The following is a 13,136-nucleotide window of genomic DNA, read 5'->3' on the forward strand; positions in this document are numbered from 1 at the left end:
ACGCCTCAATCCATCAAGTCGATTTCCACCCCGCGTTCCCGCAGCAGTTCGGTTCTGCGCTGTAGGAAGCGCTGAAAAGACGACTGCCAGCGGTAGGCACCGGACGCTACGTAATCGATTGCACCGTGCACATGAAAGGCACGCAGATAGGCCTCGGTGCGAAACACCTCGCGCCCCTGCCCATCGAAGAACACCAGGCTGGGCGCATACTGAATCCCCAGTTCGCGCGCCCAGTCTGACGCGCTGAGTTCGCGTCCGTCCGGCGTTTGCAGCACATCGGAAGCGCGTATATCGACCTGGGCCACGTCCACATTGCTCAACGCATAGGCAAGCTCGGTGCGCCCGAGGACATCACGATGAAGTTCGTCGCACTCGGTGCAGCTGCCCTGCTCGAACATCACCAACAAGGCGCGTGCCGGTTCAGCACGTTCCGCAAGGCGCAGGGGTGCTGTCAAAGCCCCCGGGAATGCATTCAGGCGCAGGTTCGGTGCGCTCGGTGCGGCAGCTGCCAGATAGTCACGGAAGCGACCCTTCGCATCGTGCCGCCCCGCGACGAAGTCGAGCGCCGACTCAAACTTGTGGGGTGCGAAGTATCCGTTGATGCGCAGCACCACGGCGCCGGTCTCGTCGAGAAACAACAAGGTTGGCGTGTACTGCACGCGGAGCGCACTCGCGAATGCCTTCTCGGTGGTGACTTCACCGGCGAGATCGGTGACCTCCCGGTCACCCCAGATATTGACCGCGATCACATCGAACGCGTCGCGGGTCTTCTGCGCAATCTTACGACTGCCAAAATTGTCGTTGAGCAATTTCGCACAGTACGGGCAGCCATCCTGGTAGAAGTACAACAATACGCGCTTGCCCGCTGCCGTCGCCTCGCGGACGTCATCGCGCATGTCGAGAAAAGAGTTCTTGAACCACGCCGGTTTCTCTTGGAAGCCGGGATTGACCATCCCCTGCTGGAGCGCGACGCCGTGGGAGTCCGGTTGTGCCGCGCCGACCGTTGCGACAAGCAACACCAGACCCACCACCACAATCGACATACGCATTTTCCGCTCCTCTCGGGCCAGGCACAGGATGAGGCAACGCATCCCAGCAGACACGCCACCCAATTGACCGGCGCAGGCGCTTCACCTGTGCAGCTTTCAGTCGTCCACCGGCGCATGTTAGGGGCACACCCCTCGTATTGGAATGCGTCGACGCGCCATGCAGGGCACCACACACCCGGGATTGCGGACTACTATGACGGGAAGTCGGCGCAGAACGGGCTTCCCGACAAACGCCGGGGTTTCGACGTTTAGGAACCGGATGGTAGGCAGGAATCCTGACGGCAACCCGTCAGGTCGCGATGTACTGAGTACAAGACATTGAAATAAAAGATAATAATGGTTTTGGCACGGGTTTCGCTACGTCTGAGACGCAAACCAGCGACAGGAACGCAGCAATGGAAACCCTCGGTTACATCAACACAGGCAATCTCGCATTGGTCAGCCCGCTACAAGCCCATGGGACCGTCCTGCCGACAGCACCGGAGAACCTCGGCCCACGGGTGCTCGAATTGTCGAGCATCCTGCAGACGACCCTGGACATTCAGGCGCAAGTCCTGTTGTTCGGCAAGGAGATCCAGCGCTACCTCGCGATCGACGGCATCGTGTACACCCTCCCGGACAGCGACGAGACAGTCGTCTACGGACGCGAAGGTTCGCACCGCGCGACCTACGACCTGAAGCTGGAGGACAAGGTACTGGGGAGCATCCGCATCTGCCGGGAGATCCCGTTCGCGGCAAAGGAGATCCAGTCGCTGGAGAACCTGCTGTGTGCGCTGGTCTATCCACTGCGCAACGCGCTCAGCTACAAGCATGCCGTCGAACTGGCGTCACGCGACCCCCTGACCGGCGTGCAGAACCGCATGGCGCTGAGCAGCGCGCTCACCCGCGAGGTCGATCTAGCGCATCGCCAGGAACTGCCGCTGTCGTTGCTGGTGATCGACATCGATCATTTCAAACGCTTCAACGACGAACACGGGCACACCTTCGGCGATGACGTGCTGGTCGCCGTGTCGCAGACCATCGCCAACACCATTCGCCGGAGTGACTTGCTGTTCCGCTTCGGTGGCGAAGAATTCGTCGTGCTTGCAAGCCATACCGGCGAACAGGGCGCAATGCTGCTGGCCGAACGCATTCGTGAAAACATAGCGGCATTGCAGACGGTGCGCGGTCGCGACGTGCGCATCACCGTCAGCGTCGGTGCGGCACGCCTGCAGGATGCCGATGGACCCGATCAACTTTTCAAACGCGCCGACAAGGCCCTGTACGCCGCAAAAGACGCCGGTCGTAACCGCAGCCAGCTGGCCTGATCCCGCCACGGTTTCAGCGAATTGTTCAGGCGCTCCCCGTCGGACAGATGGCACGTATCTCGCAGCTCGCGCACCTTGGCGTCTTGCGACATGCCTGCTTGGCGTGTATCACGATCAAGGCGTGGAACTGCTGGTACAGGTAAAGGTCGCTGCCGAGCGCACGCTCGAATCCGTGACGCAGCTCTTCGTAGGATTCACGGCCGTCCGCCAATGCAAAACGCTGCATCAGCCGCCGGGTATAGGTATCGATCACGAACACCGGCCGGTCCAATGCATACAACAGGATGTCGTCGGCCGTTTCGGGGCCGATACCGTTGACGCCAAGCAACGCGGCCCGCTGTACGGCCGCATCGCGTCGCGCAAACGGCCGCACACCGCCCTGTGTGGACAGAAAGGCACAGAGATTGCGCAAGCGACGCGCCTTTACGTTGAAATATCCGGCAGGTCTGATCGCTGCGGCCAGCGCGGACTCTTCGATGGCAAGCACCGCGTCGGGATCCAGGAGTCGCATGGCCTTCAGTTGAGCGATCGCCTTCTCGACGTTCGTCCAGGCGGCATTCTGGGTGAGTACCGCACCTACCATCACCTCGAACGGTGAATCGGCCGGCCACCAGGGTTGCTCACCGTACGCAGTGCGCAGCGCCGCGTACAGACCTTGCAACAGGGGCGCCGGCGGGCTGAAACGCTTTCCGGGTCGCCGACCAGTTACCGTTTGCGGCGGGTTTTCCACGGCGACCCCGCGGCTTTGGCTGGCGCCTTCGTTGGTTTCGCGACCAGACTCCCCCAGGGGCGATCCTGTTTGAGCCCCACGGACTGCAACAACACCCGGCGTTCCTCGGGTGTCAACTCGCGCCATTGCCCGGCCTTGACGCTGCTGTCGAGCACGACAGGGCCATAGCGCACGCGTTTTAGGCGCGACACAGTGACCCCCACCGCCTCCCAGAGACGACGGACCTCGCGCTTGCGACCCTCCATGATCACCAAGTGAAACCAACGGTTGCTGCCCTCGCCGCCCGCGTCTACGACGTCTTCGAAACGCGCCGGCCCGTCCTCGAGTTCCACGCCATTGACCAGGCGCTTGACCATCTCGGGCGTGACCTCGCCGTTCACCCTTACCGCATACTCGCGTTCGATCTGCGTGCGCGGGTGCATCAAGCGATTGGCCAGTTCGCCATCGTTCGAGAACAACAGCAACCCGGCGCTGTTGACATCGAGGCGGCCGACGGCGATCCAGCGGCCGGAAGGCAGTCGCGGCAGGTGGTCGAAAACCGTTTCGCGTCCCTCTGGATCGCGACGCGTGACCAGTTCGCCCTCGCGCTTGTTGTAGATAATGGCGTAGCGTTGGTTGATCTGCAGGCGCTTGCTGCCGACCGGCTTGCCGTCCACCTCGATACGGTCGTCAGCGCAAGCGCGATCGCCGAGGTGTGCGATCTTCCCATTGACCTTTACCCGACCCTCGCTGATCAGGGTCTCAAGCTGACGGCGTGAGCCAAGTCCGGCGTTCGCCAGCAGCTTCTGCAGGCGTTCACCCGGCGCCGACGTCGCGTTCATCGCGGCTCGGGCACCACGTCGGCGGCGACCCGGTCCGTCCAGTCGGACTCGATATCCGCACTCTCACCGGCATCGGCCGCCACCGCCGCGGGGTCATCGGGGCCAGCCGCGTCTTCGTCGCCGACCGGGCGCGACGTCTCCGGGTCTTGCGACTCGGCTGCGAGATCGGTTTCGACGGCCGCCGCGGCCTCTTTGCCAGGTGCTTCCGACGCCTCCAATGCCTCCGCCGCGCCGTGCGTATCTGCAGCACCCTCTTGCGCTTCGCTGGCGTCGCCCGCAGGCACCTCATCGCCGACCTGCTGCGATTCGCCGGCCGCCTCGGGATCGCCGAGATCCAGTTCGCGGTTGATCTCGTCCAGGTCCCGCAGTTCGGCCAGGGTCGGCAGCTCGTCCAGCGATTTGAGACCGAAATAGTCGAGGAAGTCGCGCGTGGTGCCGTATAGCGAGGGCCTGCCAGGCACATCGCGATGACCGACGACCCGCACCCATTCGCGCTCCATCAGCGTCTTGATGATGTTGGTACTGACCGACACGCCCCGGATGTCCTCGATTTCGCCACGCGTGATCGGTTGCCGGTAGGCGATCAGCGCGAGGGTCTCGAGCAGCGCCCGCGAGTAACGTGCCGGCCGCTCTTCCCACAACCGCGAGACCCAGGGGGAGCAGTTCTCGCGCACCTGGATGCGCCAACCGCTCGCGACCTCGGCGACCTCGATCCCGCGCCCCGCATAGTCGCTGGACAGCTCCTCGAGCGCGGCACGCAGCTGGTTCCTGTCCGGGCACTCGATCTCGGGAAACAGCGCCTGGATCGCCTCGATGGACAAAGGCCTGCCGGCGGCCAGCAGCGCCGCTTCGACGATGTTCTTCAGTTCAGTCGTTTCCGCCATGCTCACCCCCCGCGCGCCCTGACGTGGATCGGCGCGAACGATTCCGCCTGCACCAGTTCGATCAGCTGCTGCTTGATCAGTTCGAGGACCGCCATGAACGTCACCACGACACCCGCCCGACCTTCGCCTACATCGAACAGGTCGGTGAACTGGGTGAACCGGTCGCCGGCGACCGATTCCAGCACGCGGCTCATGCGTTCGCGCAGCGACAAGGGCTCGCGGCTCACGTGGTGACTGCTGAACAGATCCGCGCGATGCAGTACGTCTTTCAGCGCCAGCAGGACCTCTTTGAGATCCACGTCAGGCGGGGTCTGATCGACGTGCTTGTATGGTACGGCAACACTGACCGGAAACACGTCGCGCCCGAGCTGCGACAACTCGCCGATATCCTCGGCGGCCTGTTTGAAGCGTTCATACTCCTGCAAGCGGCGGATCAGTTCTGCACGCGGGTCGTGCTCGTCGTCTTCGGCGGTCTCCACCCGCGGCAGCAGCATGCGCGACTTGATCTCGGCGAGCATCGCGGCCATCACGAGGTATTCGGCCGCCAGCTCGAAACGCAACTCCTGCATCATCTCGATGTATTCCATGTATTGCCGAGTGATATCGGCAATCGGAATGTCCAGGATGTCGAGGTTCTGGCGTCGGATCAGGTACAGCAGCAGATCCAGCGGTCCCTCGAACGCATCGAGAAACACCTCGAGTGCGTCAGGCGGGATATAGAGGTCCTTCGGCAGCGTGTACTGAGGTTGCCCCTGGACGACCGCGAAGGGCATCTCCTGCTGCTGCGGAGAGACGGCTTCGGCCGGCGCTTCAGACACGGTGGCTTCCACGCGGCTCAGTAGTCGAGCGACATGGCATGGCGCACCTCTTCCATGGTCTCGCGCGCCACCTCGCGCGCATGCTCGCAGCCCTCGTTGAGGATGTTGTGCACCAGGTCCGGTTGCTCGGCGTATTCGCGACCACGCTCCTGAATCGGCTTGAGTTCCGCGAGCACCGCGTCGATCACCGGTTGCTTGCACTCGATGCAACCGATCGACGCCGATCGACACCCCTTCTGGACCCAGTCCATGACACCCTGATCCGAGTAGACCTGATGGAATTGCCAGACCGGACAAACCTCCGGATTTCCAGGATCCGTCCGCCGCACCCGCGCCGGGTCGGTCGGCATGGTGCGCAGCTGTCTGTCGACCAGTTCCGGCGCCGCGTCCAGTGGGATCGTATTGCCGTACGACTTGGACATCTTCTGGCCGTCCAGACCGGGCATCTTCGACGCCTTTGTCAGCAATGGCTGAGGCTCCGGCAGGATCACCATGCCGCCGCCCTCGAGATAACCGAACAGGCGGTCGCGGTCGGCGATCCCGATGTTCTGTTGCGAGTCGAGCAGCGCGCGCGCCGCGGCCAGCGCATCGTCGTCGCCCTGCTCCTGATAGGCGCGCCGATAACTGTTGTACAGCTTGGCGTTCTTCTTGCCCATCTTCTTGATCGCCTGCTCGGCCTTTTCCTCGAAATCGGGTTCGCGTCCGTAGATGTGATTGAAACGACGGGCGATCTCGCGGGTCAGTTCCACATGCACGACCTGATCGTCCCCTACCGGTACGAGCCCGGCGCGGTACACCAGGATGTCCGCCGACTGCAGCAGCGGATAACCGAGGAATCCGTAGGTCGAGAGGTCCTTCTCCTTGAGCTTGTCCTGTTGATCCTTGTAGGTCGGCACCCGCTCCAGCCAGCCGAGCGGGGTGATCATCGACAGCAGCAGGTGCAGCTCGGCGTGTTCGGGCACACGCGACTGCACGAACAGTGTCGCCTCACCGGGATTCACGCCGGCCGCCAGCCAGTCGATGACCATGTCCCAGGTGCTCTGCGGGATCATCCCGGGATCGTCGTAGTGCGTGGTCAACGCATGCCAGTCGGCAACGAAGAAGAAGCACTGGTACTCGTGTTGCAGTTCGACCCAGTTCTTCAGCACGCCGTGATAATGACCGAGGTGCAGGCGCCCGGTGGGACGCATGCCGGATAACACGCGGGCATGTTGCGCAGCGACGGCAGGCAAGACTCTCTCCTATGGAAACAAGGTGGGCAGTATACCCAACACGAGGTCGGAACCGGGCAGCAGCGCAATGGCGCCAAACACCACCGGACCCAGGATCATCCCCAGTACATTGGTGACCAGCAAAGCAATCAGGATCGCCAGGCCGAACGGTTCGATGCGCGCGAATACCCGCGCGGCACCGGGCGGCAAGAGCCCGGTAAGAATCCTGCCGCCGTCCAGCGGCGGAACCGGCAGCAGATTCAGGGCCATCAGCACCAGGTTGACGAATACGCCGGCTACCGCCATGAGCAGCAACGGCATCGCGACGGCCGGCAACGTGTGGATCAGGCGATGGGCAAACAGCAGCACCAGCGACCATCCCAGCGCCATCAACAGGTTCACTCCGGGACCGGCCGCCGCGACGATCGCCATGTCCCGCCTGGGTTCCCGCAGCCTCGCGGGCACCACGGGGACCGGTTTGGCCCACCCGATCAGGAATCCGGTCAGCGCCAGCATCGCGACCGGCACCAGAATGGTGCCGACAAGATCGATATGCGGGATCGGATTGAACGTGATCCGACCCAGTTTGCGCGCGGTCGGATCCCCCAACCGGTCGGCGACCCACCCGTGTGCCGCCTCGTGCACGGTCACCGCGAAGATCAGCGGCAACGCCCACACCGCGATGCGCTGCACCAGATTCAGTTCTTCCATGCGCCGGATTATATCCCTGCGAGGTGGCCGTGCGGCCCGGTCAACCCAGCAACAGGGCGACATCGCCCTTGCCGATCCGCAGGACCCGTGGCGTGTCTTCGTGCAGGTCGATGACGCTGGTCGGCTCGAAACCACAGTAGCCGCCGTCGATGATCAGGTCCACGGCATGCCCCAGCGTCTGCCGCATGTCGTAGGGATCGGTCATCGGCAGATCGTCTCCGGGCAGGATCAGGGTGCTGCTGAGCAGCGGTTCGTTGAGTTCGTCGAGCAGCGCCAGCGCGACCTTGTTATCGGGAATTCGCACACCGATCGTCTTGCGCTTCGGGTGCATGAGCCGCTTGGGCACCTGTTTGGTCGCCTTCAGGATGAAGGTGTAGGGACCCGGGGTCAGGTTCTTGATCAAGCGGTGTGCCTGATTGTCCAGTTTGGTATACGCGGACAACTCCGAGAGACTGCGCCCGATCAACGTGAAATTGTGATCGTCGTCCAGGCGGCGGATCTGGCGAATCCGGTCGATAGCCGATTTATCGCCGATGTGGCACCCGATCGCGTAGCTGGAATCGGTCGGGTAGATGATGACGCCGCCGTCGCGGACGATCTCGGCGGCCTGCCGGATCAGACGCACCTGGGGATTGTCCGGGTGGACCTGGAAGAACTGCGACATATATTAATTCAATGGCTTATCTGCCATTCCTTCCAAATTGGTTTACAACCATCCGGGAGTTCCGGCAGATGCCCCAGCTCGATCCAGGGGTGTTCGGGACCGTGGTAGTCGGAACCCGCCGAGGCGCGCAGGCCGAAGTCCCGGGCGTGTGCCGCCATCGTGAAATAGTCGTCGCGGCTGTGGCTCCCCGAGACCACTTCGAGACCCGCACCACCCACCTCAACGAATTCACCGAGCAGGCGACGCAGCTTGCTTCGGGTGAGCGGATAACGCGCCGGGTGTGCGATCACCGCATCACCACCGGCGGTACGGATCCAGCTCACCGCATCCTCCAGGGAGGCCCACCGCCCCGACACGTGCCCCGGTTTGCCACTGACCAGGAAGCGCCGGAACACGCTGCGCACGTCCGGCGCATGCCCGCGATCGACCAGAAAGCGCGCGAAATGCGTGCGGCTGATCAGGCGCCCGCCGGACAGTGCGCGGGCACCCTCGAACGCATCCGAGACGCCGGCGTCACCGAGCCGACGGCCGATCTCCTGGGCCCGCCAATCGCGGAATTCGCGCAGGCCGGCGAGGCCCTTCTGCAGGACCTCGCAATCACTGGAGACACCGAGCCCGAGGACATGGATGGTCAGCTTCTGCCAGCTGACCGACACCTCGACACCGGGGACGAACGCCATGCCCAGCGAAGCGGCCGCCGTGGACGCCTCGGTGAGCCCGTCGAGGGTATCGTGATCGGTCAGCGCCATGACCTCGATACCCGCTGCATGCGCCCGCTGCATGAGCTGTGCCGGCGACAGACTGCCGTCGGAAGCGGTGGAATGGGCGTGAAGATCGTATCGGCTCGGCATAACCGCGCATTGTATCAGTACGCGCCGCCGGCGTTCGCAGCGACGTTGCCCGGCGGACTGCGACGCCGTGCCGCCGACCGGTTCGATGCGCGTGCTACACTCGCCCCGCATGAGTATTCCACCCGTCGATCTCGTCTACCTGCGCGACCAGTTCCGCGAGCTTGCGGCGCGGGTGCGAGAAGCGCGCGACGCCGCAGGTTTCACCCCGGGCGAGATCGACACGCCGGCGCTGTTGCGCGATGCGATGGCGCAGCTGGTCGACATGCTGGGTGACCACCGCGATTCGGATGCGGACTCCGGGTTGAGTGCCGGAGAATTGAATACGCTGACAGAATACGGCCTGCATCTGCTCGACGAACTGGCACAGCTTGCGCGTGACGTGGGTCAGGCATCGCTGGCGGCGGAAGTCGAGTGCCTGAGCCTACCGCTTGCGCTGTGGGTCGCGCGCAGCGGCGGAGAGATCCGACGTCTGGCGCCGGTCGTCAATGCGCTCGCACAGTTCGCGAACGAATCCAAGAGCCCGCAGGACATGGCCGCACTGTACGCATGCTGCTGCGAGCTGGTCGAAGCGGTCAGTCCGCTCGCCTACGATGAGACACTGGCCGAAGAGGCACTGAAGCCGTGGCGGCTGCTGCTGCTCAACCGCGCGATCGTGGCTACGCGCAGCCACAATCCGGAACTGATGCAGCAGGCGTTCGATGCAATTGTGGAACAGCTGCCGAACGAGGCACGGCGCTTCTTTGCCGAAGGGATGGAGCAGATGGCCGTGGTCGACTACCCCAAACACGTACAGGAGCTGATGCGCCGCTATTTCCTGGCGTATGCGGCACCGCGGCACCTGCACTGAACAGACGGCGGTCGTTGTCATGAAGATGCTGGCCGATCTCTTCCCTGTCCTGCTGTTTTTCATCGCCTACCAGTTGTTCGATATCTATGTAGCGACCCAGGTGGCAATCGCCGCTGCGGTGCTACAGGTGGCGTACAACAAGCTGCGGCACGGCACGGTCGAGACCATGCACTGGGTCACCCTTGGATTGCTGGTCGTGTTCGGCGGACTCACTTTGGCGCTTCGCGATCCGACCTTCATCAAGTGGAAACCGACCGTGGTCAACTGGCTCTTCGGTGCGGCATTCCTGGTCTCCCAGCTGTTCATGGAACGCAGCCTGCTGCGCCGCATGATGGACCACGCCGTGAGCATGCCGGACAGTGCCTGGGCGCGGCTCAATATGGCCTGGGTCGCGTTCTTCTTTGTGATGGGCGTAATCAATCTGTATGTCGCCTACAACTTCCCGGAAGACGTGTGGGTAAACTTCAAGCTGTTCGGCTTCCTCGGCCTGACGCTGCTGTTCATGCTCGCTCAAGGTTTTTTCCTGGCGCGTTTCATTCAAACCGATACCCCGACGAACGAGGACTGAACCGATGCTCTATGCAATCGTCAGCACCGATGTCTCCAACAGCCTGCTGCTGCGCAAAGGTGCGCGTCCCGCGCACATCGAACGCCTCGAGGAACTGCAGCGCCAAGGCAGACTGGTGCTCGCCGGGCCCAATCCCGCAATCGATGCCAGCGACCCGGGCGACGCCGGTTTTACCGGCAGCCTGGTTGTCGCTGAGTTCCCCAGCCTGGAAGAAGCCAAAGCCTGGGCCGACGCCGACCCGTACGTGGCCGCCGGCGTATATGCCGGCGTGACGGTCAAACCATTCAAACAGGTATTTCCGCGATAAGGCTGCGAGCGCAGCCGGAGGACCCTCAAATGCAGTACGACACGCCGTCGATCAAGCGGCATTCGCCTTACATTCCACGTAGTGCTTTCGCTCCGTTGCGCGCCGCCGGCCTCGCACTCGCGATCGTCATGGCCGGCGCGGCCGGTGCCGAATCCGTCGAACCGCCGCAGCCGCTGGTGAAGATCGACGACTTCATGCTGAACAACCTGCATTTTGCGCTGTTCGCCAGTCAGACCGGGCGGGACCCGCAGGACCCCGAGGAACAACTGCGCCTCCTCAACGAGTTGGTGAACAACTTCATGGTGGCCAACTCGCCCGAAGGCCAGGCGCTCGCCAAAGAACCCGAGGTGGAGGCCGCTCTGGAGGTCGCGCGCGCGCGACTGATCGCGCAGACGTATGTGCGCTCCGCACTGGAGAAGTCGCCGATCGACGAGGCACAGGTAAAGTCGATCTACGACGCCGAGTACGCGGCGCCCGGCGTCGAGTACAAGGCACGCCACATCCTGCTGGAAAACGAGGCCGATGCGCGCGACGTCATTGCCGCACTGGACGCCGGAAAGGATTTTGCCGAACTCGCCAGTGAACGTTCGACCGGACCGAGCAAATCGGTCGGTGGCGATCTGGGATGGTTCGCCGGCGACGAAATGGTGAGCGCGTTCTCACATGCCACGCAGGAGCTTGCCGACGGGCAGTACAGCAAGACGCCGGTCAAGACCCAGTTCGGATGGCATGTAATCCTGCGCGAACAGAGCCGCGAGGTCCCACCTCCGAGCCTTGAGTCAGTGCGCAGCGAGATCGAGCAGCAGATTCGTCAGGAGCAGGTCGCGAAGCTGGTTGCAGCCATCAGAGACAAGACCAAGATCGAAGTGCAGCGCCTGGAGGAATGACGCGGCGCCGGCCGTCCTCGCCTGTCCGATCAGTCGTCGGACTTCTGCGGCGGGCGGCCGATCTTGCCGATCGGCACCACTTCGGCGGTCGGTTTCTCGTCAGTGAAATACGGCCGCTCCTGAGCAACCCCGGCGGCATCCGCCAGTTCGCGTTCACGCAGGGAGATCAGCCCCAGGCAGTGGCGCACGTCCTCGATGGTCTGTTCGGATAGCGGATGCTTCATCGCCCGACTGGGCGGAGTGGTGTCCTTGATGATCTGCGCCAGTACCTTGCGCATCACCACCAGGATCTCGCGTTCTTTCTTGCTCGGATCGCCCATGCCGACTGCCTCCACGAATTGCGGAAGTCAGCATACCCGAACGGATTGCCCAGAATCCACGTGTCCGTTGAGCCATTAGCGGCGCGCCACGGTCCCGGTCCGCGCCGCTCACTTGAAGATGGTGTCGATCGAAAAACCTTCCTGTTCGAGGATACCGCGCAGGCGCTTCAACGCGTCCATCTGGATCTGCCTGACCCGCTCACGGGTCACGCCCAATTCATTTGCCACCTGTTCGAGCGTCGAGTTTTCGTATCCGTGCAGGCCAAAGCGGCGTTCCACTACCTCTCGCTGCTTGTCGTTCAGTTTCGACAACCATTCATCGAGATGGCCCGAGATGTCGTCAGCCTGGATATGCTCGGTGGGATCGGTCGCATTTTCGTCGGCGATCGTGTCGAGCAGGGGTTTGTCCGCTTCCTTGCCATATGGCGTGTCGACCGAGGTCACACGTTCGTTGAGTCCGAGCATGCGCTTGACTTCGTCGATCGGTCGATCGAGCAGATCAGCGATCTCTTCCGCCGTCGGCTCGTGGTCGAGGGTTTGCGTGAGTTGTCTCGCCGCGCGCAGATAGACGTTGATTTCCTTGACCACGTGGATCGGCAGTCGAATGGTGCGCGTCTGGTTCATGATCGCGCGCTCGATCGTCTGGCGAATCCACCAAGTGGCGTAGGTCGAGAAGCGGAAACCCCGTTCCGGGTCAAATTTCTCGACCGCGCGGATCAGACCGAGGTTGCCCTCTTCGATCAGGTCGAGCAAAGCCAGACCGCGGTTCATGTAGCGGCGTGCGATCTTCACGACCAGGCGCAGGTTGCACTCGATCATGCGTCGCCTGGCGGCGACGTCACCCTTCTGGGCCAGCCGCGCGTAATACACTTCCTCTTCTGCCGTCAGCAGTTTGGAGAAGCCGATTTCGTTCAGATAGAGGCGGGTCGCATCGAGCTGGCTATCCGGGATCTCTCCGGCCGCATAGCGGCTCTCCCCTTCATCGCTGCTCTCTGATTCTTCTTCGACCGCGTCGACGATTTCCAGATCCTTAGGATCGTTGGTGTCGATTCCCACATCTACGTCGTCCCCGTCGATGTCCTCGTCAGCATCGAGTTCAACGTCGTCGCGTTTCGCCGGCATGCCCCCTCCACCCTATTCAGCCAAAAATCGACGGACGGT

16 protein-coding genes are annotated in these 13,136 nt (G+C 62.9%); 5 read left to right on the forward strand and 11 right to left on the reverse strand.

The window, feature by feature from the left end:
- Positions 1–5 precede the first annotated feature (5 nt).
- Positions 6–1,049, reverse strand: a complete 1,044-nt coding sequence (locus H6955_01950) for a thioredoxin fold domain-containing protein (GenBank protein MCP5312290.1) — start codon at positions 1,047–1,049, stop codon at positions 6–8.
- A gap of 395 nt (positions 1,050–1,444) precedes the next feature.
- On the opposite strand from H6955_01950, the gene H6955_01955 reads away from it, so the two are divergent.
- Positions 1,445–2,356: a GGDEF domain-containing protein gene (locus H6955_01955; protein MCP5312291.1), complete on the forward strand. Its 912-nt coding sequence runs from the start codon at positions 1,445–1,447 to the stop codon at positions 2,354–2,356.
- A 25-nt stretch (positions 2,357–2,381) separates the two neighbouring features.
- Here H6955_01955 and H6955_01960 read toward each other — a convergent pair whose 3' ends face one another.
- The 8 genes from H6955_01960 to H6955_01995 all read right to left on the reverse strand — a co-directional run bounded on the left by H6955_01960 (position 2,382) and on the right by H6955_01995 (position 9,046).
- Positions 2,382–2,939 (reverse strand): endonuclease, encoded by a 558-nt coding sequence (locus H6955_01960; GenBank protein ID MCP5312292.1) that lies wholly within the window; start codon positions 2,937–2,939, stop codon positions 2,382–2,384.
- Positions 2,940–3,061: 122 nt separating this feature from the next.
- The gene (locus H6955_01965; protein MCP5312293.1) at positions 3,062–3,907 is read right to left on the reverse strand and encodes an rRNA pseudouridine synthase; all 846 of its coding nucleotides are present in this window, start codon (positions 3,905–3,907) and stop codon (positions 3,062–3,064) included.
- On the reverse strand, positions 3,904–4,791 hold the full coding sequence (scpB, locus tag H6955_01970; protein ID MCP5312294.1) for an SMC-Scp complex subunit ScpB: 888 nt from the start codon (positions 4,789–4,791) through the stop codon (positions 3,904–3,906). The genes H6955_01965 and scpB overlap by 4 nt, the downstream gene beginning before the upstream one ends.
- Positions 4,792–4,793: 2 nt before the next feature.
- On the reverse strand, positions 4,794–5,564 hold the full coding sequence (locus tag H6955_01975; GenBank protein MCP5312295.1) for a segregation/condensation protein A: 771 nt from the start codon (positions 5,562–5,564) through the stop codon (positions 4,794–4,796).
- Between the two features lie 62 nt (positions 5,565–5,626).
- A complete protein-coding gene (locus tag H6955_01980) occupies positions 5,627–6,841 on the reverse strand; it encodes a tryptophan--tRNA ligase (protein ID MCP5312296.1) in 1,215 nt (404 codons plus the stop codon).
- 9 nt (positions 6,842–6,850) lie between these two features.
- Positions 6,851–7,531: a site-2 protease family protein gene (locus H6955_01985; protein ID MCP5312297.1), complete on the reverse strand. Its 681-nt coding sequence runs from the start codon at positions 7,529–7,531 to the stop codon at positions 6,851–6,853.
- A 40-nt stretch (positions 7,532–7,571) separates the two neighbouring features.
- Complete coding sequence (locus tag H6955_01990) at positions 7,572–8,195, reverse strand: threonylcarbamoyl-AMP synthase (GenBank protein MCP5312298.1); 624 nt, start codon at positions 8,193–8,195, stop codon at positions 7,572–7,574.
- An 8-nt stretch (positions 8,196–8,203) separates the two neighbouring features.
- Positions 8,204–9,046, reverse strand: coding sequence for a PHP domain-containing protein (locus H6955_01995; GenBank protein ID MCP5312299.1), 843 nt, complete (start codon positions 9,044–9,046; stop codon positions 8,204–8,206).
- Positions 9,047–9,155: 109 nt separating this feature from the next.
- Between H6955_01995 and H6955_02000 the strand changes: the two genes are divergently transcribed.
- The 4 genes from H6955_02000 to H6955_02015 are packed head-to-tail and all read left to right on the forward strand — an operon-like array spanning position 9,156 to position 11,655.
- Entirely contained in the window at positions 9,156–9,893 is a 738-nt protein-coding gene (locus tag H6955_02000) for a hypothetical protein (GenBank protein MCP5312300.1), read from the forward strand.
- A gap of 19 nt (positions 9,894–9,912) precedes the next feature.
- Positions 9,913–10,461 (forward strand): septation protein A, encoded by a 549-nt coding sequence (locus tag H6955_02005; GenBank protein MCP5312301.1) that lies wholly within the window; start codon positions 9,913–9,915, stop codon positions 10,459–10,461.
- Positions 10,462–10,465: 4 nt separating this feature from the next.
- Complete coding sequence (locus H6955_02010) at positions 10,466–10,768, forward strand: YciI family protein (protein ID MCP5312302.1); 303 nt, start codon at positions 10,466–10,468, stop codon at positions 10,766–10,768.
- 29 nt (positions 10,769–10,797) lie between these two features.
- Positions 10,798–11,655: a peptidylprolyl isomerase gene (locus tag H6955_02015; GenBank protein ID MCP5312303.1), complete on the forward strand. Its 858-nt coding sequence runs from the start codon at positions 10,798–10,800 to the stop codon at positions 11,653–11,655.
- Between the two features lie 29 nt (positions 11,656–11,684).
- Here the strand turns inward: H6955_02015 and H6955_02020 are convergent, their stop codons facing one another.
- On the reverse strand, positions 11,685–11,975 hold the full coding sequence (locus tag H6955_02020) for a segregation and condensation protein A (protein ID MCP5312304.1): 291 nt from the start codon (positions 11,973–11,975) through the stop codon (positions 11,685–11,687).
- 108 nt (positions 11,976–12,083) lie between these two features.
- Positions 12,084–13,097, reverse strand: a complete 1,014-nt coding sequence (gene rpoS / locus H6955_02025; protein ID MCP5312305.1) for an RNA polymerase sigma factor RpoS — start codon at positions 13,095–13,097, stop codon at positions 12,084–12,086.
- Positions 13,098–13,136 lie beyond the last annotated feature (39 nt).

The sequence above is a fragment of the Chromatiaceae bacterium genome, assembly GCA_024235395.1.
In the GTDB taxonomy this organism is placed as follows: Bacteria; Pseudomonadota; Gammaproteobacteria; order Chromatiales; family Chromatiaceae; genus Thiosocius.